The sequence below is a fragment of the Microbacterium tenebrionis genome (genome assembly GCF_903645325.1).
Lineage (GTDB): Bacteria > Actinomycetota > Actinomycetes > Actinomycetales > Microbacteriaceae > Microbacterium > Microbacterium tenebrionis.
Genome location: NZ_CAHJXQ010000008.1, coordinates 58,930 through 84,884, shown reverse-complemented (window position 1 = coordinate 84,884; position 25,955 = coordinate 58,930). Strand labels below are relative to the sequence as shown.

The following is a 25,955-nucleotide window of genomic DNA, read 5'->3' as shown; positions in this document are numbered from 1 at the left end:
GAGTGCGGGTGAAGATCTGCCTCAGAGAGGGCGGATGTTCTCGGCCTGCAGGCCCTTGGGGCCCTGCGCCACATCGAACTCGACGCGCTGGTTCTCGTCGAGCGAGCGGTAGCCGGTTGCTTCGATGGCGGAGTAGTGCGCGAAGACGTCGGCGCCGCCGTCATCGGGGGAGATGAAGCCGAAGCCCTTCTCCGAGTTGAACCACTTGACCGTGCCTTGGGTGCTCATGTACTGCCGTTCTGCTGGAATGTCGCCGGGGTGCCCCGACGATGCCCAGATTATCTGCGCGTGCTCCGAGCGGAACAGCTGTGACCAGATGGTGATCCAAATGTTGCACAGCCCGAGAACGGATGCGGCCCTCACCGCGGGGGGGAGCGGTGAGGGCCAAAGACGACCGGAGGGTGCGTCAGAGACAGCCTATCTCCAAACGCAAGTGTTTGTCCCCCATATGGGGGACAAACTCAGAAACCTCATAACCGAGGCGCTTCGATGTTCCTCGGCCACCAGATCCGATCGCCGAGAACGCCGAACAATGCAGGCACGATGACGGTGCGAACGACGAGCGTGTCGACTACGACGCCCACGCCGACGATGAGCCCGAGTTGGCCGAGCGTGACCAGCGGCAGCACGCCGAGCGCGGCGAACACCGCGGCCAGGACGATGCCCGCGCTCGTGATGACGGCACCCGTGTGCGACACCGCCTCGACCATGCCTCCGCGGGTGCCGCGCGCCTGCGCCTCGGAGCGCGCACGGTGCACGAGGAAGATCGTGTAATCGATCCCCAGCGCCACGAGGAACAGGAACGCCAGCAGCGGCACCTGCAGATCCAGCGCCGGCTGATCGAACAGCACGCGACTCAGCCACGCCCCGGCGCCGATCGCCGCCGCGGCGCTCGCGAGATTCACGAGCAGGAGGACGACCGGGGCGAGGAGCGAGCGCAGCAGCACGAGCAGCACGATGAAGCTCACCGCGAGCACGAGCGGGGCGATCAGCAGAAGATCCTGCTGATTGCCCGCGCGGGCGTCGAGATCGGTCGCGATCGCGCCGCCGACGAGCGCATCGGCATCCGGCACGGCGTGCGCGACCTCGCGCAGCTCGGTGACGAGGTCGAGGCTCTCCGGGGTGCCGGGGGCGAACTCGCCGGTCACCATGATCCGGGTGAGCTCGCCGTCGTCGGTCTCACCGGTCGGATGCGCGCGGACCACGCCGTCGACATCGGAGACGGCATCCACGACCTCGTCCGCCTGATCGGATGCGGCCACGATGAGGATCGGCTGCGCTTCTCCCGGCGGGAAGTGATCCGCGAGCACCTCGAGCCCCGCCGCGGACTCGGATTGGACCCGGAACTTGTCGATCTGGTCGAGACCGATCGACGTGCCCAGGAGCCCTGTGGCCATGACGGCGAGCAGCGCGAGGCCGCCGACGAGGCTGACGGCGGGTCGCTTCATGACGCGCGTCGCGATGCCGCGCCACACTCGTCCCTGCTTCACCGCGCTGCCCGGTTTCGGCACGAACGGCCAGAACACCTTCCGCCCGCACACTGCGAGCACCGGCGGCAGCGCGAACAGCACGGCGGCGAGCGCGATGAGCAGCCCCGCCGCCGACGAGATACCCAGGCCGCGCGTGCCCGGGATCACGGCGAGCGTGAGCGTCAGCAGGGCGAGGACGACCGTGACGTTGGACGCAACGATCGCCGGCACCGTCTTGCGCCATGCCGTACTCAGGGCCACCCGGTGGTCGTCGTTCACCGCGAGCTCCTCACGGTAGCGGGAGATGAGCAGAAGGGCGTAGTTCGTGCCCGCGCCGAACACGAGCACGCTGATGATGCCGGCGTCGAACTGCAGGTCGAGCCAGGCACCGAGCGCCGCGGTCGCCTTCGATGCGAGCTGGTCGGCGAACGCGACCACGACGAGCGGCAGCAGCCACAGGATCGGGGAGCGATAGGTGACGATGAGCAGCAGCGCGACGATGAGGATCGTCACGCTGAGCAGCGTGAAGTCCGCGCCGTCGAAGGATGAGGTGATGTCGGCGCCGAAGGCCGGCCCGCCGGTGATCTGCAGGGTCAGTCCGTCGATGCCCGGGAGCGCCTCACGCAGATCCTTCACGATCTCCGCGGTCGCGGCGTTGTCCTCGCCGACCGTGATCGGCGCGACGATCACCGCGGCCTCGCCGTCGTCGCTCACGCTCGGCGGCGAGGACTCCAGTCCGGTGTGCTCTTCCAGGACGGGCACCAAGTCGGTCAGAGCATCGAGATCGGATGCCGTGAGCTCGCCGGCATCCTCCCGTGAGGCGACGACGATCACCGACTGCTCGTCCGCATCGGGGAAGTCGTCGAGCAGCGCACTCACCCGGCTCGACTCCGAATCCGCCGGGGCGGTCTCGTTCGAGGACGGCGCCTCGATCCTGCTGAACAGGCCGAACAGGGCCACGAAGACGATGAGGACGATACCGAGGGAGACCCATGCTCCCCGCCGGGACGTGAGCCGGTCGGGAAGGCGCGTGCGCGTTGCTGTCATGATCTCCAGCCCACCAGCGCACGCGCATGCGGACATCGCTCGAAAGATGGAGACCCGCGCATCGCGCGCGCGGATGCCGCCGCATAGGCTGACCGCATGTCGTTCGAAACCCTGTTGCAGCGGCTCGATCGCATCGCCGGCGGCCGCGCCGCGGGCGTCGCGATCCCGGACGAGGCGCGCACCCACCCGAAGACGAAGCGGGCGTTCACCTGGATCATGTGGCTGCTCGCCGTCGAACTGATCCTCGGCGTCGGCGCCGTGGTGATCGCGCTCGTGCTGGCGATGGGCGGCGAGCCGGTCTCGTTCGCGGTGTGGATGCGGACGGTCGTCGTCCTCGCAATGACGGCGACACTGTTCTACTTCGCCTGGCGGGCAAAGCTCGGCTGGCGCTGGGGATATCAGCGGCTGCGGCTGTTCGCGCAGATCTTCCCGGTGATCACCCTGGTGATGGCCGCGATCCCCGGGCTCTACCCGGCGTGGATGGTCACCGAGCAGATCGTCTTCAGCCTGATCATGATCGGGATCGCGGACTTCCTCACGAGCGACCACATGCGCGACGCATACCGGAAACCCGCGCCTGAGAATCCCGCGTAACGTGCCAGGACGCCCGCGTCAACCCCTTGGCACGGCGGCTCTGCCGTGACAGCCTGGAGGGAACGGATCACCTGATCCCCGACGAAAGGAACGCATCGATGGGTATCGGAGACAAGGCCAAGCACGCCGCTGAGGACATCGCCGGGCACGCGAAGGAAGCCGCCGGCAAGGTGACCGGCAACGAGAAGCTCGAGGCCGAGGGCAAGGCCGATCAGGCCAAGGCCGAGGCGAAGAAGATCGGCGACGACATCAAGGACGCGTTCGACAAGTAGTCGGCGTCACCGAGACGGGGTCTGCCGCACGAAACAGGTGCTGGCAGGCCCCGTCTCGTGCAGCAGACCCCGTCTCGCGGATCCCTGCGGGTGGCGTGCCGCGGGTCGCGGCCGCGCCGGTCAGACCGCGAAGTGCACGATCCCCGTCATGAGCAGCGCCAGCGCGGTCGTCCAGCCGATGATCGCGACGGCCTGCCAGATGAGGATGCGGGCGCGGCCGATGCCGATCGCGGCGAGCATGGTCGCGGTGAACTGGGTGGGCAGCAGCAGCGGACCGAGCAGGCTCACCCCGGGGACGCCGTAGCGCTCCAGCGCCCGCTGAAACTTCTGCTTGCGGGCGGCCTTCCGCTCGCTGTCGCCGGCTTCGACCTGGATGCCCGTGTCCGCGGCATCCGCGACGACACGGCCCTCGACGTCGACCAGCGCCTTGGCACGCTGGCGGTTCACCACAGCGTCTCGCGCCTTGGCGCTGAGCAGCACGAGGAGGGCGACGCAGACGAAGTTGCCGACGATGGCGGCGATCGCGGCGATGACGGGCGGGATGCCGCCGAGAATGCCGATGGTCGCGGCGCCCTCGCCCTCGATGAAGGGCACGGCCCCGGCGAGTGCCACGATGAGCGGCTGGACGAGCTCTGGCACCTGGGCGACGAGGTTCTGGAAGGTCTCGATGAGGTTCATGCCTACAGTCCACCGTGCGCCGCGGCATCCGGTAAGTGCCTGCCTGTCACCTCTGTGCGGGCACTGTGCACGTCCGATGGGTGACATCTGTCACGCCCCTAAGCTGAGGGCATGACGGATGCGATCGGCGCCCGCCGCCTGAACCGAGGCATCACCGCGACGTGGTGGTACACGGTCTCGGGCGTGCTCGTTTTCCAGGTGATGATCCTCTTCATCTGGCTGAGCATCTTCGCCCGGATGCGGGTCGACCCGGTGGCGCTCACCCTGATCGGAGTGGGCGGACTCATCTGGTGCGCGGCGAGTGTTCCGCTGCTGCTGCAGTATCGGCATCGGGACGACTCGGCAGGGCCCGTCGCCGGGTGGCGCGGCATCCTCATCCCGCTCGCCGTCGCCATCGCGTTCGGTGTGTTGTCGGGCCTTGCCAGCGGCCTGTGGCTCGTGGGTGCGATCCCTCTCATCCAGTCGCTGACGCTGCTGAACTGGCCGCGCGGGGTGCGGCTGCGATTCGTGATCGCGTGCGTCGCCGTCATCGCCGCGCTGTGGTTCATCGACTTGAAGATGACGTTCGACGGTGCGGATGCCGAGGTCACGAGCGTCTGGTTCCTGTTCGGCTTCTTCGCGGCGACACTGCCGCTCATGACCGTGACGTCGCTGTGGTGGTGGGACGTGCTCGTCACGCTCGATCGTGCGCGGGCGGCGGAGGCACGGCTCGGCGCGACGCAGGAGCGTCTGCGGGTCGCGACCGACGTGCACGATCTGCAGGGGCACCATCTGCAGGTGATCGCGCTGCAGCTCGAGCTCGCCGAGAGGCTACTCTCTCCGGGCGGTGAGAAGCAGCGCGATCCGGATGCCGCGCTCGAGCAGCTTCGGCTGGCCAGAGCGAGCGTCGCGGAAGCGCGCCAAGGCACACGCGACCTCGCGATGCGGTTCCGCGGTGTGCCGCTGCCGGACGAGATCGCCAACGCCGTCGATCTGTTGCGCGCGGCGGGGACGACGGCGGATGCCACAGTCTCGCCCGACGCGGTGGCCGCGCCGGCATCCGTCCTTGGCCCGGTGATTCGCGAGACGACGACGAACGTTCTCCGGCACGGCGGAGGGAACCGTGCCCGGCTGACCCTCGGTCGTGTGGACGGCATGTGGCGGTACGAGATCGTCAACGATGCGGCATCCGCGAACGGCGACGGCGCCTCGGGCAGTGGTTCCGGTCTCGACGGCATCGCGCGCCGCGTGGCGGAGACCGGCGGCGAGGTGCGGGTCGAGCGCGAGCGCGGCGAGTTCCGGGTGATCGCGACGGTTCCGGATGCCGCGGGTGCAGTCCCGATGCAGGATGCCGCCTTCGGGGATGCAGCGGCCGAGCCGGGGTCCGCGCGGTGATCCGGGTGCTGCTTGCCGACGACGAGGCGATGATCCGCTCGGCGCTCGCGGCGCTGCTGCGGCTCGAGGATGACATCGACGTCGTCGCGGAGTGCGCCGACGGGCTCCAGGCCGTCGCGATGGCCGAGAAGCTGCAGCCCGACATCTGCCTGCTCGACCTCGAGATGCCGGGACTCGACGGCGTCGAGGTGGCGGAGCGGCTGAGCCGGACGATCACCGCGCGCTGCGTCGTGGTGACCCGGCATGCCCGCCCCGGCGTACTGCGGCGGGCACTGGCGTCCGGTGTGGCCGGGTTCCTGCCCAAGTCGCGGGGCGCGGGCGAGGTGGCCGAGGTCATCCGCCGCGTCGCGGCCGGAGCCCGCTACGTCGACCCCGAGGTCGCGGCCGACGCCCTGAGCGACGAACGCTGCCCGCTGACCGATCGCGAGCTCGACGTGCTGCGTGCCGGGCGCCGCGGCGAGACGACGGGGCAGATCGCGAAGAAGCTCCTGCTCGCGCCGGGGACCGTGCGCAACCACGTCTCGGCCATCCTGTCGAAGCTGCAGATCACCACGCGTCAGCAGGCCGTTCTCATGGCGGAGGAGCGCGGCTGGATCTGAGCCCTGCCTCGCCGAGACGGGGTTTGCAGCATGAGACCCGGGCCATGCGCCCCCGTCTCGTGCGGCAAACCCCGTTTCGCCGTTCCGCGCGCGGGGCGAGCGGGCGCGAACGCATCCGCTACAGCGGCGGCTCCTCGAGGTGCTCGCGCGGCCGGCGGCGGCCGCTGAGTCCGAGCAGCACGAGGGCGGCGACGATCGGTGCGTAGACGAAGGCATCCGCGCCCGTGAGGATCTCGCCGAGCAGCAGGGATACCCCGAGCACGAGGACCGGCTCGAGATACGACAGCAGCCCGAACAGCGAAAGCGGCAGCAGGCGTGAGGCGAGGATGTAGAGGATCATCGCCGCCGCGCTCAGGGTCGCCATGAGCAGAAGAGACGGCCAGGATGCCGCAGCGCCCGCCGGCGACACGAGATGCCCGCCGGCGATCACGGCGGAGGGGATGACGAGCAGGAGGATCTCGATGAGGAACACCTGCATCGAGTCGATGCCCGCCCAGCGGCGCAGGGCGAAGTAGACCGGGTAGAGGCCGGCGATGATAAGCACCGGCCAGTTGATGCCCCCGGCGACGAGGGCCTGCGCGAGCACGCCGACGGCGGCGGCCGCGACGGCCGCCCACTGCAGCACGCTGAGACGGTCGCGGAAGAACACCCGGCCGACGACGACCATGACCAGAGGCAGCAGGAAGTATCCGAACGCGATGTCCTGCGTGTGCCCGTTCGCCGGCCCCCACATGAAGACCCAGAGCTGCACCCACATGATCGCCGTGTTGACCACGACGATGACGATGAGCTTCGGGCTGCGGATGATGCGCCGCGTCACCGACACGAACGCCGCGCGACGGGATCCCGTGGCGTGCAGCGCGCCAAGGGCAGCGGCGATGAACAGTACCCGCCAGGCGGTGGTCTCTTCGGACGTGAAGCCGCCGAGATGGCCGCCGAGCAGGCTGATCGCGCCGAACAGGACGGATGCGAGAACGGATGCGGCGACCCCGCGCGATGCGGTGGAGGCGAGGTGGTGGCGGCGGATGAGAGACTCCAGGAGATGACGGGACGGGATGTCGTCCGCCCTGACGAGCCTCATCCAGCCTAGCGGCGGCGGATCCGACTGCATCCGTTGCTGTAGTGAGTACGGCGCGGAGATGCTGGGACGGCACTCTTGCAGCACGGCACGTATTCGCTCTCTGGCCGTTGCTTCGATCGATTTCGTTTCGTGCGCCTATCTCAAGCCGTAAAGGTGATGACCATGCGTCACCTACGTAACAAAGTCCCGGGGGTCGCCATACTGCTGGCGGTCTTGCTTCCTGCTAGCGCCGCCTATGCATATACCACCGCCAACTCCCCCATAAAGTGATGTAGGGCGTGGTGGTCTGGCTCGTCGTTGACGACGTAAGCGCGGTCACCGTGTGATCCTTCGAGAAAGCTCTCTACTTCTCACTCGAATGGAGTCATCACGTGCGCGGGTCCAGAACGCCGCGGCGGTCTCCTTGCGTTCGTCGGCCAGCTGCTCGGAGTAGGCCAGTCGGGTGCAGTCATCGACCGCGTGGTGCACGAACGCGTAACCCAGCCCCTGCTTCTTGCTGTTGTGCTTGCCGGCCTGCAGACCGAGCATGCGCCAGCGCCGTCCGGCGAACAGCCCCTGACCTGCGGAAACACAGGTCAGGGGCTGTTCGGTTCTGGTGGTCGCGCGATGCGCTGGCCTCACGGCTCTGCCCGACACCGACGTCGCTTTCCTCTGCGACGGACCCCTCGCCGGCTGAGCGCTCGCGGCCGGCATCCTGTCCGTGTGCCGATAGGCCTCGCACCGCTCGGCAACGCAGCGTGGCGTTGCGTCGCGACCTGGCGACGGCTCGGCGGGGCGCGATCGTCTCGTGCGTTGGCGGACTACGGGAGCTTGGACGCGAGGACGTCGGCCGCCATGATCTCGGGTGCTGCGCCGAGGAGGTGCTGGTTGGCCGTCAGGGCTGCGACGATGGCGCCGTTGGCGTGGGCGTCGCGAGCGGCCTCGTCGGGGAATGCATCGAAGATCCAGAAGGTGTCGGCGTCGGTCCTGACCGCGAACCAGACAATCGTTCCTACTTCTTCGTTGGCGAGTGCGACAGCGCCGGCGAGCAGATCGGCGAGCGCGTCGTGCTGTCCATCGGCCGCGACGATCTTGGCGACGAAGGCATACGGAAGTGATGCGGGTGTGGACACGAGGGACTCTCCTTGAAGTCGGGTTTTTCGTGGGACGAAGTCAGCGTATGACGAGCGAGGGCCGGTAGGTAGTGGCGTATACGGCAGTTTTGCTATTATTCACGTCATGCGTATCGGACTGATCGCGATCGACGGCTGCTTCGGTTCGGCCATCGCGTCGATCATCGACATCGTGCGGGTGGCCGACGGAGCCCGCGGCGATGTCGACCCCCAGATCGAGCCGATCGAACTCGCCATCCTCGGACCGAGACGGCGAGTGACCACGACGGCGTCGATGACCCTGTCGGTGGACCACCCGCTGTCGGAGTCCGGAGACTTCGACGTTGTCGTCGTCCCTGCGCTTGGAACCCTCACGGCCGCCGCTACCAACGACGCCCTCCAGAGCCGAGATGCTCGTTCGGTCATTGCCTCGCTCGGGCGCCTCGACGAGGCGACCACCCGGATCGCCGCGGCGTGCACCGGCGTGTTCGCCGTCGCCGAGACCGGACGGATGCATCATCGGCGGGCGACGACCAGCTGGTTCCTGGGGCCAGAGTTCCTGAAGCGCTATCCGACCGTCGGCCTCGATCTCGACACCATGGTCGTGGTCGACGGGAACCTCGTCACCGCAGGCGCCGCATTCGCCCACATCGACCTCGCGCTCTCACTCGTGCGATCGATCAGCCCCGACCTGGCCCAACATGTCGCCAAGCTCCTCCTCATCGACGAGCGCCCGTCGCAGGCGGCCTTCGTCGCCTATGAACATCTCCGGCACGAGGACCCGATCGTCGTCGAGTTCGAACGCTTCGTGCGCGCCCGCCTGGACGAACCGTTCAACGTCGCCTTCGTCGCGCAGTCGCTCGGCACCAGCCGGCGCACCCTCGAACGACGAATCCGTGCGGCGCTCAACCTCACTCCGCTCGGCTTCGTCCAACGGCTTCGCATCGAACGAGCTCGGCACCTCTCAGCAACCACGGACCTCACCTCCGCCGAGATCGCGCTACGGGTCGGCTACGCGAACGCCGAGACTCTGCGCTCCCTCCTGCGCAGGGAGCGACGCCGTTCCTGACCTATCGCATCATCAGCGACACTGGCCTTCCCGCGATGTTGCCACCCGGTGCGGAGATGCGGCGCGTGATTCAAGGATCTCCCTGAAATGTGATTGCCCGCAACGTTCTCTTCACCAGTTCGGACGGCCGTCAATGGATACGGAAAGTCGACGAACAGCGGTACGCCAATGCGTTTGCCCTGCTGCTCTGTTTCGAACGCGGGATGGAGCGAGCTCTCGTCGCCGTCGTCAGCGCGCGAAGCGCGGGAACCCGGCACCCCCCTTCCGGTGAGTGATAGAACGCCTTGAGACGGTGCCGACACCCAGGGTGACGTCGTCGGCGACCGGATGGTTGGACGATGTCAATCGCGATATTCAGCCTTGATGGGTTGTCAGGCGGAACCGAGAAGTGGCCTCAGGGGTACTCATGTCACGACGCTGCCTCCACCGCCGTGGTACGAGCGCCTCACTTCGAAGAACGCGAGCACCGCGGCACAAATGGCGCCAACACTGAAGGGCACGTACGTGTAGTCCGGAATGAAAACCGGACTCAACAGCGGGGGCATCATGGAGCCCAGCGACCCAAGCAGAAGCGGCACCGTTGCGCTACCCGCCGATAGCGCGCCATGCACGAAGTATGCAATCGCCGCCGACAGGTAGGCGAGTGCCGCGATGGCGGCCCAGATCCAGAACGGAACGGGGAACACCAGCCCTGCATGCCAGGCCCACGACCAACCCACGAGCCAGGTCGCGGATCCCGCGATCATGAACGCTCGCCCCAGAGATGAGCTGCGCGACGCGGCAAGGGTGGTTCCAGTCACGACAAGGGCGAACCCGACGAAGTCTCCGAGGTTTGTCAGGATGAATATCGGCAACGTCATGTGATCGACGGAGCGGACCATGCTTGCCAAGATGACGCCACCGATCCCCAGCAGAAGAGCACCGATTGTTCCCGCTCGGCTCTGCCTTCTCACTGCCGTGGACGTCATAACTGCACGTTGACCTTTGCTGTACACACAGGGCCACCATAGAGACAAACGAGGGTGTAGAAATCGTGCGTGGAGTACGAGATCTTGTACTCCGAGAGCTGCGGTCCCCACATGAACTGGTGCACGGGCATGAGATCGTGCTTACCGGTCAACGTCCACGCGCGTGGAGTGAGCTTCACCGTCATCTCACCGTTGATCGCCGGTGAAAACGCCTGCAGAGGATTCGTCGTGTCGACGTTGTACCGGATCGTCGTTGTACTGCCCGAGATCGTTGAAGATGCGCTCAACTCTGAGACCGGTGCAGTTGCCGTCGCATAAAGAACACATGATGTGGTCGAGCAGTGGTAGCGACGAGTCTGACCGATGTGCTTCGTGAACGTAACGCTTGAGGCACCAACTATGGCTCGGATGTCGAACTTGTTGTCGCCGGTGACACTACGCCGTCCGCTCGACGCACGAACTCCGCAAGGGTCGGCAGGTGCGCTTCCGCCATCTGCTGGTAAAACTGCGTCGGCGGCGCCACGAAGCTCCACCAGCCTCCCCTCGCGGCGATGAACTGCCCTGCCGCCCGGAGGTAGAGAGCGACGAGCGCGAGGGCGTCGACCGGTGCGGCGACCTGGCAGTTCCCGCGCTGCAACAGCCGGGTGTTGAGGAGCGACGCCCGTTCCGTGATGAGTAGATCGGCACCGACTTCCTGGGCCACGGTGATGAGCAAGGCATCACGCTCATCGCCCATGGCTTGCTCCTGCTCGAGCACCATGCGCGCGGCGAAGACTTGGTCAGCGAAGAGGGCCTCCCCAGAGACTGACTCCTCAGTAGCGGTAGTGATCTTGTACGGAACCATCAGGTCGTCGTTCATCGTGACCACGGTCCAGCCGATAGCCTCACCGCCGCCGAACGGTGAATCGTCCGGGCAACGCTCAACGTCAGGCGGTGGGCCATCGTCTCCGTAAAGAGACATGGATATCCGCTCACCCTGAAGCAGCGCCCGGAGCAAGAGGAATGCATGGCCTTCGCTCTCGCGAAGCATGTCCCAGACCGGTACATCGACGAGCACCTTCAAATCTCGCACCGCACGACCGTCTTGAAGCAGCGGGTGCTTGACGAGGTGATGTGCTCGAAGTTGAAATGGCAGGTTCACCGTGATCGCATGCCTTTCGCTCGACGTAAGCATGGCACGGCGAAACAGAAAGAGCCGGTCAGATTATGCACCTGACCGGCTCTTTCAATTTACGAATACATCGGGCTGAATTTACGAATACAGCCCAGCGTGCGCGAGGGGGGACTTGAACCCCCACGTCCATAAGGACACTGGCACCTGAAGCCAGCGCGTCTACCATTCCGCCACTCGCGCGAGCGTCTCGTTCCGAAGAACTCAACTTCACGAGGATATCACGCACTTCAGCCCCTCTCGTACGCGCCCCCGTGTCACCGAAGCGGCGTACTTTCAGGACACCTGGCTACGATGTTGCTACCACCGCCATGCCAGAGGAGCCCCGTGGGACTACTTGACAGCTTTGAGAAGGGTCTTGAGCGCGCCGTCAACGGCGCTTTCGCCAAGACCTTCCGCAGCGGCATCCAGCCGGTGGAGATCGCTTCGGCCCTGCGCCGCGAGGCCGACATCAACGCGGCCGTGGTCAGTCGCGACCGCATCATCGTGCCCAACAGCTTCGTCGTGCGCCTGAGCGCCGACGACCACGACCGGATGCGCGCCCTCGGCGGCGCGCTCACCGACGAGCTGCACGCCCTGCTCACCAAGCACGCCAAGGCACAGGGATACAGCTTCGCCGGCCCCGTGTCGATCGCGCTCGAGTCCGACGAGAAGGTCGCCACCGGCACGGTGCGCGTGAGCTCCGGCACGATCGAGGGCCGCGTCAGCTGGCAGGCCGTGATCGACGTCGACGGACGCCGCCACCCGATCTCCCGTGCGCGCACCGTCATCGGCCGCGGCTCGGATGCCGACATCACCATCGCGGATGCCGGATCCAGCCGCAAGCACGTCGAGGTGCTGTGGGACGGCGAGCGCGCCATGATGCGCGACCTCGGCTCCACCAACGGCACCAAGGTCAACGGAGAGAAGGTGCGCGAGGCACCGCTGCCGACCGACACCACGATCACGATCGGCCGCACCGATCTCGTCTTCCGCGTCGTCGCGGTCGCCGACCCTTCGACGGGCCCAGGAAGCAGCGGCGGCTCAGGGAGCGGGGTGGCAACCCGATGAGTGAGCTCGTCCTCCTCCTGCTGCGCATCGGCTTCCTGGTGCTGCTGTGGTTCTTCGTCTTCGGCGTCGTCTACTCCCTCCGTGCCGACCTGTTCGGTGTGAAGGTGCGCAAGCTGCCCGCCGCGGCCGCCTCCGGCGGCGTCGCCCCGACCTCCGCGCCCTCCGCGCCGACAGCTGCGGTTCCGCGGTCGGCACCCCGGGGCGGCGCGCGCACGAGCGGCCCCGCCACGACCTCCACCGTCTCCAAACTCGTCATCACTTCGGGTCCGAAGGCGGGGCTCGAGCTGCCCCTGGGCACCGAGGCGATGACCATCGGCCGATCGAGCGAGTCGGGCCTCGTCATCCGCGACGACTACACGTCCAGCCACCACGCCCGCCTGCTGCTGCGCGGCGATGCCTGGGCGATCCAGGACCTCGACTCGACCAACGGCACCTTCCTCGGCGGAAAGCGCCTGGGCGGCACCCCGGCCCCCATCAGCATCGGCGACACGATCAAGGTCGGCGCAACGACCTTCGAGCTGCGGGCCTGAACCCGGCATGGTCTTCGAAGGATCCGCCTCCGCGATCTCCCACACCGGGAAGGTCCGGTCCAACAACCAGGATTCCGGTTACGCCGGAGCGAACCTGTTCGCCGTCGCCGACGGCATGGGCGGGCACGCGGGTGGCGACGTGGCATCCACGATCGCCATCCAGCACCTCGAGCGGCTCGACCAGGCCTTCTCCTCAACGGATGACGCGCAGGCCTCCCTGCAGGCCGCAGCGACCAGCGCAGCCGGCGACCTCATCCGCGCGGCCAAGGAGCAGCCCGAACTCGCGGGCCTGGGCACCACCGTCAGTGTGATCATCATGGTCGACGACCACGCGGTCATCGGGCACATCGGCGATTCCCGCATCTACCTCTATCGCGATGACGAGCTGACCCAGATCACCGCCGACCACACCTTCGTCCAGCGCCTGGTCGACTCCGGCCGCATCACGCCCGAAGAGGCGCGCTACCCCCCCCGCCGCTCCGTGCTCATGCGGGTTCTCAGCGACATGGACAACGACCCCGAGCTCGACATGTTCGTCATGCCGACGCTCCCCGGCGACCGCTGGCTGCTGTGCTCCGACGGCCTCTCCGGCGTCGTCGACGAGGCCCACATCCTCAAGGCCATGCGCCTCGGTCTGCCGCCCGGCCGCACCGCCGACAACCTGCTCAAGCAGGCCCTCGATGGCGGAGCCCCCGACAACGTCACGATCGTGCTGGTCGACGTCGGAGGACAGCATCCGCTCTCCTCCGGCACGCCCACCATCGTCGGCGCGGCATCCACGCCTTCCGGCGTTCTCATCCCGCCGGAGCGCGCTCCCAGAACGAGCTGGCTGCACCCGGTGCGCCAGGCGGCCAACGAACCGTCGCACTTCGAGCCGGCCGCCGACTACCTCGAAGAGCTCATCGAAGAGGATCGCCGTCGCGCACGGCGTCGCCGCATCGGCTGGATCGCCGCGCTCGTCGTGTTCGTGCTCGCGCTCACCGGTGCGGGCATCCTCGCGTACAACTGGACCCAGACCCGCTACTTCGTCGGCGCCGACGAGGACAGCGTCGTCATCTTCCAGGGAGTGCAGCAGAACATCGGGCCCATCTCACTGTCGACCGAACTCGAGGACACCGGCATCCTGCTGGCGAACCTTCCCGCCTACCAGCGCGCCACCGTCGAGCGGACCATCACCGCCCGTTCGCTCTCCGACGCGATGGCGATCGTCGAGCGGCTGCGCGCCGGCGAAGAGGCCGTCGTCGGCCAGACGCCCTCCCCCGCCCCGACGACCTCGCCGGTACCACTGCCGACCGAGACCCCGAACGGCGCCCCGGCCGAGTCCGGCACCACGACGGCGAACGACGGTGAGGTGATCGGATGAGCGCCGACGTCGTCGCCGACACCACGGTCATCAAGGCTCTCAAGCGGATGCGGATGCCGCAGACCCAGCGCAACCGCGAGTTCTGGCGCTGCTCTTCGCCTGCGCCATCAGCGGTGCAGCCCTCGCGCTCGTGCAGCTGGGCGCCCTGGGCCTCATCGACCCGTTCATCCTCTTCATCGGCGGCGGACTCGTCGTACTCGTCTTCGCCCTGCACTTCGTGCTGCGCGCCGTGGCATCCGACGCCGACCCGTTCGTGCTGCCCATCGCGACGCTGTTGACGGGCCTGGGCATCGCGATGATCTACCGGCTCGACATCGCCGAGCACAACACGGGCTGGGCGGCGTTCTCCACGAAGCAGCTCGCGTGGACGGCGATCTCGCTCGCCGGTGCGATCGCGATCGTCATCCTGCTGCGCAACTACCGGATCCTCTTCCGGTACACCTACCTGTTCGGCCTCGCCGGCGTCCTGCTCCTGCTCCTGCCGTTCATCCCGGGTCTCGGCGTCTCCGAGGCGAACGCCGACGTGTGGGTGTCGATCGGCGGGATCTTCTCATTCCAGCCCGGTGAGATCGCCAAGATCTGCCTGGCGATCTTCTTCGCCGGCTACCTCGTCCGCACTCGCGAGAGCCTCGCCTCGGTCGGCAAGCGGTTCCTCGGCATCACCTGGCCGCGCATGCGCGAACTCGGACCCGTGATCGTCGTCTGGCTGATCTCGCTGGGCATCATCGTCATCCAACGCGATCTCGGCACCGGGATGCTCATCTTCGGCCTGTTCATCGCGATGCTCTACGTCGCCACGGGCAAGACGAGCTGGGTGCTCATCGGTCTCGGCATGGTCGCCGCCGGCGTCGCCGCCGCCACCCAGATCCTCCCGTACGTCCACGGGCGCTTCACGAACTGGCTCTACGCGTTCGACCCCGAGGTCGTCGACCCGCGCGGGCCCGGCTTCCAGCTCGTGCAGGGCATCTTCGGTCTCGCGCACGGCGGACTGATCGGAACGGGCCTCGGTCAGGGCCGCCCGCAGATCACCCCCCTGGCCGAGAGCGACTACATCATCCCGAGCCTGGGCGAAGAGCTGGGGCTGATCGGCCTGTTCGCGATCCTCTGCCTCTACATGGTCTTCATCAGCCGCGGCGTCCGCATCGGCATCGCCGGGCAGGACGACTTCGGCAAGCTCCTCGCGACCGGCCTGTCGTTCACGATCGGCCTGCAGGTGTTCATCATGGTCGGCGGAGTGACCCGCGTCATCCCGCTCACCGGTCTCACCACGCCCTTCCTCGCAGCGGGTGGATCCTCGCTCGTCGCGAACTGGCTCATCGTCGCACTGCTGCTGCGGATCTCCGACGGCGTGCGCCGCCAGCCCAGGGTGGTGATCGGCTGATGACGAAGGAGATGCGCCGCCTCAGCATCGTGATGCTGTTCATGTTCCTGTCGCTGTTCGTCGCGACGAGCTGGATCCAGGTCGTCGCGGCCGACGATCTCGCGCAGGCCGACGGCAACACCCGGTCGCTGCTGGACAGTTACGAGATCCAGCGCGGGTCGATCATCGTCGACGGGATGCCGATCGCGAGTTCCGTGCCTTCGGACGACGAGTACCAGTACCAGCGCGAGTACGTCGACTCACCGATGTGGTCGAACATCACCGGGTTCTTCAACCCCGCCCTGCAGTCGTCCACCGGTATCGAGAACGCCCTGAACGGCGACCTGTCGGGCACCGGTGCGAGCGCCTTCCTCGCCGAGATCGAGCGCATCGTCTCCGGTCAGCCGCAACGCGGATTCAGCGTCGAGCTGACCCCGGATGCCGATGCGCAGCGCGCCGCGTACGAGGCATTCGGCGACAAGCAGGGCGCAGCCGTCGCGATCGAGCCGTCGACCGGTCGCATCCTGGCGATGTACTCGACGCCCGGATACGACGCGAACGAGCTCGCCGTGCACAGCGCGGCGGAGGCCGAGCAGCGGTACAACGAGCTCGACGCGCTCAAGCCCAACCCGCTGATCGACAACGGGACGGCCGACGTCAACCCGCCTGGCTCGACGTTCAAGGTGCTCGTGGCCGCTGCCGCGTACGCCACCGGTGAATGGACACCGGAGTCGACACTGCCCAACCCGGCCCGCTACGCGCTGCCCGGCTCGAACAACCAGGTGCGCAACGCGTGGGGCGGCACATGCGGATCCGGCGACACTGTCACGATCGCCGAGGCGATCAAGCTCAGCTGCAACATCCCGATGGCGGAGCTCGCCGTCGAGCTCGGCAGTGAGACGATCTTCGCCACGGCCGAGAAGTTCGGTTTCAACCAGGACTTCACCACTCCTCTTCCGGTCGCGAAGTCCAGCTACCCGGAGAAGCTGGATGACGCTCAGACGGCACTGGCCGGATTCGGGCAGGGCCAGGTGACCGCGACGGCGCTGCAGGTCGCGATGATCTCCGCCGGGCTCGCCAACGACGGCCTCATCATGAAGCCGAGGCTCGTGGATGCCGTGATCGGCAACGACCTGTCCACGGTGCGCGAGTATCCGGACGAGGAGTTCGGCCGCGCCGTCGATGCGGACGTCGCGAACGACGTGACCGCCGCCATGGTCGCCAGCGTCGCGGATGGCGCGGCGCAGGGTGCAAGAATAGACGGGGTCGAGGTCGCCGGTAAGACGGGAACGGCCGAGATGGGCGGCAGCAATCCGTACACACTGTGGTTCACCGGTTTCGCGCCGGCGGACGACCCGCAGATCGCGGTGGCCGTCGTCGTGGAAGACGGCGGCGGAATGGGACAGTCGGGATCCGGTGACACACTCGCCGCCCCGATCGCGAAGAAGATCATTGAGGCGGTGCTGAACAAATGAGGCCGACGCAGGGTGTGTCGTTCGGTGGTCGATACGAGCTGCAGTCGCGTATCGCGATCGGCGGTATGGGCGAGGTCTGGGAGGCGACGGATCACGTCATCGGGCGTACCGTCGCGATCAAGATCCTCAAGGACGAATACATGGGGGATCCCGGATTCCTCGAGCGGTTCCGCGCTGAGGCGCGCCACGCCGCGCTCGTCAACCACGAGGGCATCGCGAGCGTCTTCGACTACGGCGAGGAGAACGGCTCGGCCTTCCTCGTCATGGAGCTCGTCCCCGGGGAGGCCCTCTCCACGATCATCGAGCGCGAGGGATCGCTCAGCGCCGACAAGACCCTCGACATCGTCGCCCAGACGGCATCCGCTCTGCAGGCGGCTCATGCCGCCGGTCTCGTGCACCGCGACATCAAGCCGGGCAACCTGCTGATCACCCCCGACGGCCGCGTCAAGATCACGGACTTCGGCATCGCGCGCATCGCCGACCAGGTGCCCCTGACCGCGACCGGTCAGGTCATGGGCACGGTGCAGTACCTCTCCCCCGAGCAGGCCTCTGGCCACCCGGCATCCCCGGCGACCGACATCTACTCGCTCGGCATCGTCGCGTACGAGTGCCTGGCCGGCAAGCGCCCGTTCACCGGCGAATCGCAGGTCGCGATCGCGATGGCGCAGATCAACGAGCAGCCCCCGCCGCTGCCGGTGACCGTGCCGATACCGGTGCAGAACCTCGTCATGGCGATGATCGCCAAGAAGCCCGCCGATCGTCCGTCGTCGGCGGCGACCGTGGCGCGTGCTGCGCAGGCGCTGCGCCGCGGCGACCTGAACTCGGCCGCGATCGCCGTCCCGGCCATCGCCGGCGCCGCTGCGGGCGACGATGCGACCCGCATCCTCGCCTCGGCCGCAGGCGACGGCACGACCCGCATCCTGCCGACCACCGCCCAGCTGCCCACCGAACAGCAGGGCGAGGTCGAGGAGGGCAAGAAGAAGAAGCGCAGCCCGTGGACGTGGCCGCTCATCGCCCTCATCGTCCTGCTCGTGATCGTGCTGGCAGGCACGCTGTTCGCGCTGCTGAACCAGGGCGAACCCGAAGCCGACCCGTCGACGCCGCCGGCGACCACGGCATCCAAGTCCCCGTCGCAGACGCCATCGCAGACGCCGTCGGCCGAACCGGTGAACGTCGACGCGCTGAACCTCGTCGGCATGACGTGCGACCAGGCGACCTCCACGCTCGAGGCCGAGGGGCTCGTGCCCAACTGCATAGCGGGCGATCCCGCGCCGCAGGAGTCCGACCAGGGCATCATCTACCGCGTCAACAGCGGCGGAAACCAGCCTGTCGGCGCGACGATCGACTTGCTCTACTACGGCGAGCAGACGCCCCTGCCCGACCCGACGGCCCCGAACCTCCCCGACACCGCCGATGCCGGCAGCGAGGTGCAGGTCACGTGGACCGGCTACAGCTGCCCCTCCGGGCAGGGCCAGGTCAGCGCGTACAACTTCACGGTCAGCGGCGGCGTCTTCGCGATCAACGACTCCGCGACGGCGACGTTCGGATCCGGGGACCGCACGGCCGCGATCTCGGTCACGGGCAACCCCGGTGAGGCCCTTGTCGTGAAGTACACGGTGACCTGCTCCGGCGGCAGCGCGGGTGCCCGCACAACCGTGGAGTCCCCCGAAGATGTCGCGTCGATCCAAGAGGGTGCAGCCCTGCCCGATCCCGGTGACGGGGTGACGCCTCCTCCCGCTGGATGACCAGGTTTCAGCGGATAGGGTTGCAGAGCTAGTCGGAGTGATTTTCCAGGGGGACGGACGTGTCAGCAGAGCCGCGCATCATCGCTGAGCGGTACCGCGTGGACGAGCTCATCGGCCACGGCGGCATGGCCAAGGTGTACCGCGGCTACGACCTGACCCTCGGCCGCGACGTCGCGATCAAGATCCTCGACCCCGAACTCGCCCGCGACACGGCCTTCCGCACGAGGTTCCGCCTCGAGGCGCAGGCGGCATCGCGCATGTCGCATCCCTCGATCGTGCGCGTGTTCGACGCCGGCGATCCCGGTTCCGCCGATGGCAGCACGGCCTCCACCAGCGAGCCGTACATCATCATGGAGCTCGTCCAGGGGCAACTGCTGAAGGACATCATCGCCGCCGGCCCCGTGCCCGTCGAGGACGCCGTGCGGTACATCGACGGCATCCTCGAGGCGCTGGACTACTCGCACCGCGCCGGTGTCGTGCACCGCGACATCAAGCCGGGCAACGTCATGGTCACCGCCGCCGGCAAGGTCAAGGTCATGGACTTCGGCATCGCCCGCGCGGTCTCGGACTCGTCGTCGACGGTCGCCGAGACGACCCAGATCCTCGGCACAGCCGCGTATTTCTCTCCGGAGCAGGCCAAGGGCGAACCGGTGGACGCCAGGGCCGACCTGTATTCGACGGGCGTCGTGCTGTACGAGCTGCTCACCGGGCGCCAGCCGTTCCGCGGCGATTCACCCGTGGCCGTCGCCTACCAGCACGTCAGCGAAGCGCCGGTTCCGCCGACCGAGGTGAACGAGGAGGCGCCGCGGACGCTCGACCCGATCGTGCTCCGCGCACTCGCGAAGGACCCCTACCAGCGGTATCCAGATGCCGCGAGCTTCCGCGTCGCGCTCGACTCGGCCGTGACCGGCAAGGCGCCGACGAAGAAGCAGCTGGGAGAGCTCACCAGCGAGCTGTACGGTCCGAGCCCGCGCCAGGCGCAGGAGACCGCGCGGTCGCTGCGGCAGCTGAGCTCGGACACGACCATGACCCGCACGCAGTCCGGTCCGCCAGTGGCGTGGATCTGGGCTGGGGTCGCACTGCTGGCCGTCCTGCTCATCTCGGTGCTGCTGTGGGTCATCATGATGCCCCGCGGCGAGGAAATCCCGTCTTCATCGCGGATCATCCCCGACCTCGTCGACGTCTCGGCCGAGCGCGCGCAGGCAGACCTTGCCGACATGGACCTGCAGGCCGAGGTCGTCTACGAGGCGAGCTCCGACGTCAGCGAGGATAACGTCATCCGCACCGACCCCGAGGCGGGCCAGTCGGTGAAGGTGGGCGAGACGGTGACGCTGTACGTCTCGTCCGGCGCGGAGACCGTGGAGATTCCCCCGCTCGTGGGTCTCTCGCTCACTGCGGCGAAGCAGGAGATCGCGGATGCCGGACTCGAGCTCGGCAGCGTCACCCCGCGCAACGACCCCGAGAGCCAGACCGACACGGTGCTCGAGCTCACGGATGCGAATGAGGGTGACGAGGTCGCGCCGAACACGGTCGTGAACCTCGTCGTGGCCAGCGGACGGGTGACTCTTCCTGACGTGACCGGCTGGACGCTGGATGCCGCATCCGCCCACCTCGAGGAGCTCGGGCTGAACGCCATCCCGATCGAGTCCGCGGACTGCCCGGCCACGAATCCGGCCACCGTCGCGTCGATGTCGGCCCCTCCGGGCGATGTCCCCGTGCAGTCCGACGTCGAGCTGCGCTACTGCACCGGCCAGTAGCGCAGGTCGTCCGGACCACTCCAGCAGACGGAGCCGAGGGAGCCCAGCCAGTTCGCGAGCAGTCGGTGACCGTGCTCGGTGAGGATGCTCTCGGGATGGAACTGGACGCCCGTGATCGGCAGCTCGCGGTGCGCGACGGCCATGACCGTGCCCGATTCGCTGCGCGCCGTCACCCGCAGTGCGGCGGGCAGGTCCTCCTCGGCGAGCGCGAGCGAGTGGTAGCGTCCGACGTCGAAGGGCGAAGGGATGCCGTCGAACAGCCCCGTTCCGGTGTGCACGACGGACGACACCATGCCGTGCATGAGCTCCGGCGCCTCGGAGACCTCTGTGCCGAAAGCCGCGCCGATCGCCTGATGCCCGAGGCACACGCCGAGCAGCGGCATCCCGATGTCGGCGCACAGATGCACGACGTCGACGGATGCTCCGGCATCCCGCGGCCTGCCGGGCCCCGGCGAGAGCATCACGCCGTCGTAGCGGGGGATCATCGCGGCGAACGCGCTCGCGTCCGCGGCATCCGCCTCGACCAGATCCACCGAGGCGCCGAGGTCGCGCAGGTACCCGACGAGGGTGTGCACGAAGCTGTCGTAGTTGTCGACGACGAGCACCCTGACACTCATCGGTTGCTCACTCGAGATCGACCTCGTCGGGCGTGATGAGCGGGCTGACCCACGGGAACACATAGAAGAACAGGCCGTACAGGATCGCCGCGACGACGACGAGCACGATCAGCACCCGTAGCCACCACGGGCCGGGGAGGATCCGCCAGAGCGCTGCATACATGAATACTCTCCTACCAGGACGGCGGGGCGACGTCGTCCACCGGGCTCAGGGATTCGGGTGCGCCCTCGGCACGGGGCTGGAAGCCCTCGAACACGGCGTATCCGACGATGCGCTCGGCGAGCGAGTACAGCGGCGAGCAGGCGGTGAGGGTCAGGTACCGCTCCCCCGTCTTCACCTCGGGCATCTGCGGCACGTCCGCCAGGACGTCGACGGCGCTGGGCTTGACGTACTCGAGGTTGCGGAACCGGTAGGTGAACCAGCCTTCCGGGGTCTCGACCACGATGGCGTCGTCGACGCGCAGCTTGTCCATGCGGTTCAGTGGTGCGCCCCACGTGGTGCGGTGGCCGGCCACCGAGAAATTGCCGACCTGACCGGGCATCGCCGACTGATCGTACAGGCCGATCCATCCGTGGTCGAGGGTGATGGGCCTGGTCGTCCCGCCGGCGATCGCGACGTTGTAGTCCGAACCGAACCGAGGGATCAGCATCTGCGCGAAGCGGACGCCGGCGCCTGGATGCTCCAGCGTCGGCGGCTCGTACCAAACGGTGCCGTCCTCCTGCGGGGTCGCTGCCGGAGGCTCCGGTGCGGGCAGCGCCGCCCACTCCTGCGAGACGGCGTGACCCTCGTTGTTCTGCTGGGCCCCGATGATGATGTCGCCGATCCACATCTGCCAGGCGACGAACAGCAGCACCACGACGCCGGCCGTGAGGAGCAGCTCGCCGAGCACGCTCGTGAACGTCGCGCGTGAACGCGGACGACGTCGGCGGGACCGCGGCGGCGGCTGCGCGACGGATGCGGTCATAGGTGCGATCCTATCCGCGCCGGGTGACCGCCGATTCCGGGAATGGGAACGGGCGGGCTCTTGGGTAGAATGACGGCATGGCACGTGACCGGAAGAGCGAAGAGCCCATCGTCGAGCGCACCGAGAGCGAGCAGGCACCCAACGCCGTCTGGTTCAAGCCCGTCATGCTCGGCTTCATGCTGCTCGGCCTCGCCTGGATCCTCGTGTTCTACTTGTCGGGGGCGACCCTGCCGATTCCGGGCATCGGGTCGTGGAACCTCGCGATCGGCCTGGGCATCGCGCTCATCGGCTTCCTCATGACCACGCGCTGGCGCTGACCGCCTGCCAACCAAAGCCCTCCGGTTCGCCGGGGGGCTTTTTCGTGCTCCTGCGCGGGCGCGACCCAGAGTTATCCACAGGCTTGTGCACAGGGTGGGGAGAATTACACCGGTGTTATTCACAGGGGTGGAGAACCCTGTTAACAACGCCTGACCAGGATTTCGCCGAGCTGCGCGGTGGTGGCCCGCGGCGGTGGTGGTGGCCTACGCGGTGACGAGGATGGGCGGCACGACGAAGACGATGACGAGCAGCAGCACGGCGATGGCCCCGAGCAGGGCGATCTGCCACACGCGCTGATCCCTGCGGCGGGGGCGCGTGTAGACGAGCGCGACGAGCGCGCCGACGATCGCACCGCCGAGGTGCGCCTGCCACGCGATCCCGCCGAAGACGAACCCGATCGCGAAGTTCACACCGAGCACGATGAGGATGCCGGTGACGTTCCCGCCGATGTGCCGGCCGATGATGAGCAGGGCCGCCATGAGACCGAAGATCGCACCGGATGCCCCGACGGTCGCGACGTTCGGAGCGAGGAGGGCGACCATGACCGAGCCCCCCAGGCCGCTGATCAGGTACAGGGCCAGGTAGCGGGCGCGTCCGAGCATCGGCTCAAGGATCTGGCCCAGCATCCAGAGCCCGAGCATGTTCAACGCAAGATGGATGAAGCTGCCGTGCACGAGCAGGGTCGTCAGCATCCGCCATGGCTGGAACGGAGCGCCGGACAGGTCGGGGTAGAGATACGCGGCGGCGAACAGCAGCGCGTCGCCCACGGCGTCGCCGACGCCGGGGATGAGCTGCACGAGGCTGATGAAGGACGTGATGATCAGCAGCGCGTAGGTGACGACGGGCTTGCCGCTGCGGGCTGTGGCGATCGGCGATGCGGATGCTCCGCCCCAACGCCGCGCGGCCTTCTTCTGCGCGGGGGAGCGATTCGCTCGGTCGTCCTTCATGCACTCCGGGCAGATCACGCCGACGGCGGCCTGCGTCTGGCATTCGGGGCAGATGGTGCGCATGCAGCGCTGGCAGAGCACGAAGCTCTGCCGATCCGGATGGCGATAGCAGTAGTTGTCGCTGTTGCTCGCGAACTCAGAGGACGTCATCCGGATCGGCCAGGCTTATCGCGTCAGACGGCGGCGATGTCGACGGAGTGCAGCACGACGGGCTCGACCGGGCGGTCGCCGGCGCCGGTGCGGACGGCGGCGATCTCGTCGACGACCTTCTTCGAGGCGTCGTCGGCGACCTCGCCGAAGATCGTGTGCTTGCCCATCAGCCACGGCGTCGGGTCGGTGGTGATGAAGAACTGCGAGCCGTTGGTGCCCTCGAGCTCGCCCGTGATGGCGTTGCGGCGCAGACCCGCGTTGGCCATGGCGAGGATGTAGGGCTCGTTGAAGTTCAGTTCCGGGTGGATCTCGTCGTTGAAGTTGTAGCCGGGGCCGCCGACGCCCTGACCGAGGGGGTCGCCGCCCTGGATCATGAAGTTCGGGATGATGCGGTGGAAGATGACGTCGGTGTACAGCGCGCCCTCGCCGGGCTTGCCGGTGGCCGGGTCGGTCCAGGCCTGCGTGCCGTCGGAGAGCCCGACGAAGTTCTTGACCGTCTTGGGGGCGTGGTCGCCGAACAGGTTGATGACGATGTCGCCGTGGTTGGTGTGCAGAGTTGCGACGTGAGAGTGCTGAGGCATGTGTCCATTCTCGCAGAGCATGCGGCGCGGGGGCCGGAACCGGGCCGGACAATAGCGGGGACGTCCCGTCGTGACAAGGGGCGGCAGAATCAGTGCCGGTACTCAGACTCTTCTGGCAAGATGGTGAACCCGTACTCCCCATCGACAGGAGAACAATCGTGAGTCTGACCCGCAAGCGCAAGAAGCAGCTGCGCCGTCTGCAGAACGACGCCAACGAGCTCTGGGAGCACCAGCAGGAGCTCGTCGGCCACGCCGCCGACATCGCTCGTGAAGCCGGTCGCCAGCTCGGCAACGTCGGCCGCGAGCAGGTTCTTCCCATCGTCCAGCATGCCTACAACCGCCGGGTCGCCCCGACCGTCGACCGCGGCATCAAGCTCGGCCGTCACGTCGTCGACGACAAGGTCGTGCCGATCGTCGGCGGTGTCGTCGGCAGCGCACTGTCGGCATGGGATGTCGCCAACGCGAAGCGCCAGGGACTGACCGTCTCGAAAGGCCGCATCGTCAAGAAGAAGCAGGGCCCGGGACTCGGGTCGATCATCGCGATCGTCCTCGGCGCCGCTGCGGCCGCCGGCGTGCTCTACGCCGCCTGGCAGGCGCTGCGCACCGACGACGAGCTCTGGGTCGCCGACGACCCGCTGTCCGCGCCCGACGCGTGACATCCGCACCGGCCGCTCCGCGCCCTGAGCCCGTCGAAGGGCCGGAGCGGCTTTCCCGCGTCCGGGATGCCGCGGCCGCCCGTGGTCTCGAGATCGAGATCCGCGAGCGGCCGAACGCGCGCAGTCTCCACGAAGCGGCGGAGCTGCTCGGCATCCCGGCATCCGGCATCGTCAAGACCCTCGTCGTGAAGCGCAGCGACGATACGTATCTCTTCGCGCTGGTCCCGGGCGGCCGATCGATCTCGTGGCCCAAGCTGCGCGCCGTCGTCGGCGTCAACAAGCTGCGCCTCCCTGAGCCCGAGCTCGCCCTGGCGGCGACCGGCTACGAGCGCGGCACCATCGTGCCGATCGGCAGCACGACGGACTGGCCGATCTACGCCGATGAGTCGATCGTCGGCCAGCGCATCGCGATGGGTGCCGGCGCCCACGGCTACAGCCTGTTCGTGGATGCCGACGACCTCATCGCCGCCTACGGCGCGACGGTCGCCGACATCTCGGTTCCGGAGTAGTCGACGGTCAGAGAACGCCGCCCATCCGCAGCGCGATGTCGACGAGCTTGACGCGCTGCAGGTTCGCGACCTCGTCGAGCGTGAACCATCCGGCCATGTCGGTCGAGCCGTTCTCCTCGAAGCGGAGGCTGCCGCCGATGATGTCCGCCGAGTAGACGATGCGCAGGGTGTGCAGCGGAGCATCCGCGTGATGCGTGCGGCGTCCGGCCGGGATAACGCGCGAGTGGATGCCGAGCAGCTCGCCGACGCGCACCGCGTAACCGGTCTCCTCGTCGACCTCGCGGCGCACGGCGTCCTCCGGATCCTCACCCGGTTCGAGCCCGCCGCCCGGCATGGTCCAGGCGGCGCGGCGCCCCTCCGTCCAGCGCGCCAACAGCACCCTGCCGTCATCGTCAGTGATGACGGCGTACGCAGCGACGCGCAGATCCATGGGTTCACCATACTCGGCGCCGCAGGCATTCCTCTCCGCGGGAGGTGGCGTGAATCGTCAACTCACCGGACGCGACCGCTCGCGAGTCC

At 67.8% G+C, this 25,955-nt stretch carries 28 protein-coding genes, 1 tRNA gene and 2 pseudogenes; 16 read left to right on the top strand and 15 right to left on the bottom strand.

Annotated elements, in window-relative coordinates:
• Positions 1–21: 21 nt before the first annotated feature.
• On the bottom strand, positions 22–228 hold the full coding sequence (locus HWX58_RS11650) for a cold-shock protein (protein ID WP_175987918.1): 207 nt from the start codon (positions 226–228) through the stop codon (positions 22–24).
• Between the two features lie 242 nt (positions 229–470).
• Positions 471–2,516, bottom strand: a complete 2,046-nt coding sequence (locus tag HWX58_RS11645; protein ID WP_175987916.1) for an MMPL family transporter — start codon at positions 2,514–2,516, stop codon at positions 471–473.
• A 96-nt stretch (positions 2,517–2,612) separates the two neighbouring features.
• Here HWX58_RS11645 and HWX58_RS11640 point away from each other — a divergent pair, with 96 nt between their 5' ends.
• On the top strand, positions 2,613–3,110 hold the full coding sequence (locus HWX58_RS11640; RefSeq protein ID WP_175987914.1) for a hypothetical protein: 498 nt from the start codon (positions 2,613–2,615) through the stop codon (positions 3,108–3,110).
• A 98-nt stretch (positions 3,111–3,208) separates the two neighbouring features.
• Entirely contained in the window at positions 3,209–3,382 is a 174-nt protein-coding gene (locus HWX58_RS11635) for a CsbD family protein (RefSeq protein WP_175987912.1), read from the top strand.
• 120 nt (positions 3,383–3,502) lie between these two features.
• On the opposite strand, the gene HWX58_RS11630 is transcribed toward HWX58_RS11635, so the two are convergent.
• A complete protein-coding gene (locus HWX58_RS11630; RefSeq protein ID WP_175987909.1) occupies positions 3,503–4,060 on the bottom strand; it encodes a small multidrug efflux protein in 558 nt (185 codons plus the stop codon).
• A 111-nt stretch (positions 4,061–4,171) separates the two neighbouring features.
• On the opposite strand from HWX58_RS11630, the gene HWX58_RS11625 reads away from it, so the two are divergent.
• Complete coding sequence (locus tag HWX58_RS11625; protein WP_175987907.1) at positions 4,172–5,434, top strand: sensor histidine kinase; 1,263 nt, start codon at positions 4,172–4,174, stop codon at positions 5,432–5,434.
• The gene (locus HWX58_RS11620; protein ID WP_175987905.1) at positions 5,431–6,033 is read left to right on the top strand and encodes a response regulator transcription factor; all 603 of its coding nucleotides are present in this window, start codon (positions 5,431–5,433) and stop codon (positions 6,031–6,033) included. The genes HWX58_RS11625 and HWX58_RS11620 overlap by 4 nt, the downstream gene beginning before the upstream one ends.
• Positions 6,034–6,151: 118 nt before the next feature.
• Here the strand turns inward: HWX58_RS11620 and HWX58_RS11615 are convergent, their stop codons facing one another.
• From HWX58_RS11615 to HWX58_RS11605, 3 genes and pseudogenes are all read right to left on the bottom strand, one after another.
• A complete protein-coding gene (locus HWX58_RS11615; RefSeq protein ID WP_175987903.1) occupies positions 6,152–7,114 on the bottom strand; it encodes an EamA family transporter in 963 nt (320 codons plus the stop codon).
• Positions 7,115–7,486: 372 nt separating this feature from the next.
• Positions 7,487–7,645 (bottom strand): annotated as a pseudogene (locus HWX58_RS11610) (IS481 family transposase); the annotation flags it as partial.
• Between the two features lie 269 nt (positions 7,646–7,914).
• On the bottom strand, positions 7,915–8,226 hold the full coding sequence (locus tag HWX58_RS11605) for a putative quinol monooxygenase (RefSeq protein ID WP_175987901.1): 312 nt from the start codon (positions 8,224–8,226) through the stop codon (positions 7,915–7,917).
• A 106-nt stretch (positions 8,227–8,332) separates the two neighbouring features.
• Here HWX58_RS11605 and HWX58_RS11600 point away from each other — a divergent pair, with 106 nt between their 5' ends.
• Positions 8,333–9,274 carry a GlxA family transcriptional regulator gene (locus HWX58_RS11600; protein WP_175987899.1) on the top strand — a complete coding sequence of 314 codons (942 nt, stop codon included), beginning with the start codon at positions 8,333–8,335 and terminating at the stop codon, positions 9,272–9,274.
• Between the two features lie 404 nt (positions 9,275–9,678).
• Here the strand turns inward: HWX58_RS11600 and HWX58_RS11595 are convergent, their stop codons facing one another.
• Complete coding sequence (locus HWX58_RS11595; RefSeq protein ID WP_175987897.1) at positions 9,679–10,155, bottom strand: hypothetical protein; 477 nt, start codon at positions 10,153–10,155, stop codon at positions 9,679–9,681.
• Between the two features lie 156 nt (positions 10,156–10,311).
• On the opposite strand from HWX58_RS11595, the gene HWX58_RS11590 reads away from it, so the two are divergent.
• Positions 10,312–10,560 carry a hypothetical protein gene (locus HWX58_RS11590; protein WP_175987895.1) on the top strand — a complete coding sequence of 83 codons (249 nt, stop codon included), beginning with the start codon at positions 10,312–10,314 and terminating at the stop codon, positions 10,558–10,560.
• A gap of 79 nt (positions 10,561–10,639) precedes the next feature.
• On the opposite strand, the gene HWX58_RS11585 is transcribed toward HWX58_RS11590, so the two are convergent.
• Together HWX58_RS11585 and HWX58_RS11580 are read right to left on the bottom strand one after the other, a co-directional pair.
• A complete protein-coding gene (locus HWX58_RS11585; RefSeq protein ID WP_175987893.1) occupies positions 10,640–11,416 on the bottom strand; it encodes a hypothetical protein in 777 nt (258 codons plus the stop codon).
• Positions 11,417–11,513: 97 nt separating this feature from the next.
• Positions 11,514–11,596: transfer RNA gene (locus HWX58_RS11580), tRNA-Leu, on the bottom strand.
• Between the two features lie 144 nt (positions 11,597–11,740).
• On the opposite strand from HWX58_RS11580, the gene HWX58_RS11575 reads away from it, so the two are divergent.
• The 7 genes and pseudogenes from HWX58_RS11575 to pknB all read left to right on the top strand — a co-directional run bounded on the left by HWX58_RS11575 (position 11,741) and on the right by pknB (position 20,693).
• Positions 11,741–12,463: an FHA domain-containing protein gene (locus HWX58_RS11575; RefSeq protein WP_175987891.1), complete on the top strand. Its 723-nt coding sequence runs from the start codon at positions 11,741–11,743 to the stop codon at positions 12,461–12,463.
• Positions 12,460–12,993 carry an FHA domain-containing protein FhaB/FipA gene (locus HWX58_RS11570; protein ID WP_175987889.1) on the top strand — a complete coding sequence of 178 codons (534 nt, stop codon included), beginning with the start codon at positions 12,460–12,462 and terminating at the stop codon, positions 12,991–12,993. Before HWX58_RS11575 ends, HWX58_RS11570 begins: the two co-directional genes overlap by 4 nt.
• Positions 12,994–13,000: 7 nt before the next feature.
• A complete protein-coding gene (locus tag HWX58_RS11565) occupies positions 13,001–14,356 on the top strand; it encodes a PP2C family protein-serine/threonine phosphatase (RefSeq protein WP_175987888.1) in 1,356 nt (451 codons plus the stop codon).
• Positions 14,353–15,737: pseudogene (locus HWX58_RS11560) on the top strand (FtsW/RodA/SpoVE family cell cycle protein). The gene HWX58_RS11565 and the pseudogene HWX58_RS11560 overlap by 4 nt, the downstream one beginning before the upstream one ends.
• Complete coding sequence (locus HWX58_RS11555) at positions 15,737–17,191, top strand: peptidoglycan D,D-transpeptidase FtsI family protein (RefSeq protein ID WP_175987886.1); 1,455 nt, start codon at positions 15,737–15,739, stop codon at positions 17,189–17,191. Before HWX58_RS11560 ends, HWX58_RS11555 begins: the two are co-directional and overlap by 1 nt.
• Positions 17,188–18,936: a protein kinase domain-containing protein gene (locus HWX58_RS11550; RefSeq protein ID WP_175987884.1), complete on the top strand. Its 1,749-nt coding sequence runs from the start codon at positions 17,188–17,190 to the stop codon at positions 18,934–18,936. The genes HWX58_RS11555 and HWX58_RS11550 overlap by 4 nt, the downstream gene beginning before the upstream one ends.
• Positions 18,937–18,995: 59 nt before the next feature.
• Positions 18,996–20,693, top strand: a complete 1,698-nt coding sequence (gene pknB / locus HWX58_RS11545; protein ID WP_175987882.1) for a Stk1 family PASTA domain-containing Ser/Thr kinase — start codon at positions 18,996–18,998, stop codon at positions 20,691–20,693.
• Here pknB and HWX58_RS11540 read toward each other — a convergent pair.
• From HWX58_RS11540 to HWX58_RS11530, 3 genes are read right to left on the bottom strand one after another with little or no spacing between them, the layout of a single operon-like run.
• On the bottom strand, positions 20,675–21,310 hold the full coding sequence (locus HWX58_RS11540) for an anthranilate synthase component II (RefSeq protein ID WP_175987880.1): 636 nt from the start codon (positions 21,308–21,310) through the stop codon (positions 20,675–20,677). The genes pknB and HWX58_RS11540 overlap by 19 nt on opposite strands.
• Before the next feature lie 7 nt (positions 21,311–21,317).
• Positions 21,318–21,473 carry a hypothetical protein gene (locus tag HWX58_RS11535; protein ID WP_175987878.1) on the bottom strand — a complete coding sequence of 52 codons (156 nt, stop codon included), beginning with the start codon at positions 21,471–21,473 and terminating at the stop codon, positions 21,318–21,320.
• 10 nt (positions 21,474–21,483) lie between these two features.
• Positions 21,484–22,275: a class E sortase gene (locus tag HWX58_RS11530; RefSeq protein WP_175987876.1), complete on the bottom strand. Its 792-nt coding sequence runs from the start codon at positions 22,273–22,275 to the stop codon at positions 21,484–21,486.
• Positions 22,276–22,352: 77 nt separating this feature from the next.
• Here HWX58_RS11530 and HWX58_RS11525 point away from each other — a divergent pair, with 77 nt between their 5' ends.
• Positions 22,353–22,592 (top strand): cell division protein CrgA, encoded by a 240-nt coding sequence (locus tag HWX58_RS11525; protein ID WP_175987874.1) that lies wholly within the window; start codon positions 22,353–22,355, stop codon positions 22,590–22,592.
• Positions 22,593–22,796: 204 nt separating this feature from the next.
• Here the strand turns inward: HWX58_RS11525 and HWX58_RS11520 are convergent, their stop codons facing one another.
• Both HWX58_RS11520 and HWX58_RS11515 read right to left on the bottom strand, forming a co-directional pair.
• Entirely contained in the window at positions 22,797–23,690 is an 894-nt protein-coding gene (locus HWX58_RS11520) for a rhomboid family intramembrane serine protease (protein ID WP_175987872.1), read from the bottom strand.
• A 23-nt stretch (positions 23,691–23,713) separates the two neighbouring features.
• Complete coding sequence (locus HWX58_RS11515; RefSeq protein WP_175987870.1) at positions 23,714–24,271, bottom strand: peptidylprolyl isomerase; 558 nt, start codon at positions 24,269–24,271, stop codon at positions 23,714–23,716.
• Positions 24,272–24,429: 158 nt separating this feature from the next.
• Here HWX58_RS11515 and HWX58_RS11510 point away from each other — a divergent pair, with 158 nt between their 5' ends.
• Both HWX58_RS11510 and HWX58_RS11505 read left to right on the top strand, forming a co-directional pair.
• Positions 24,430–24,927, top strand: coding sequence for a DNA helicase (locus HWX58_RS11510; protein WP_175987868.1), 498 nt, complete (start codon positions 24,430–24,432; stop codon positions 24,925–24,927).
• A 92-nt stretch (positions 24,928–25,019) separates the two neighbouring features.
• Positions 25,020–25,436 carry an aminoacyl-tRNA deacylase gene (locus HWX58_RS11505; protein WP_175987952.1) on the top strand — a complete coding sequence of 139 codons (417 nt, stop codon included), beginning with the start codon at positions 25,020–25,022 and terminating at the stop codon, positions 25,434–25,436.
• Between the two features lie 7 nt (positions 25,437–25,443).
• Here HWX58_RS11505 and HWX58_RS11500 read toward each other — a convergent pair whose 3' ends face one another.
• On the bottom strand, positions 25,444–25,866 hold the full coding sequence (locus tag HWX58_RS11500) for an NUDIX hydrolase (RefSeq protein ID WP_175987866.1): 423 nt from the start codon (positions 25,864–25,866) through the stop codon (positions 25,444–25,446).
• Between the last annotated feature and the right edge of the window lie 89 nt (positions 25,867–25,955).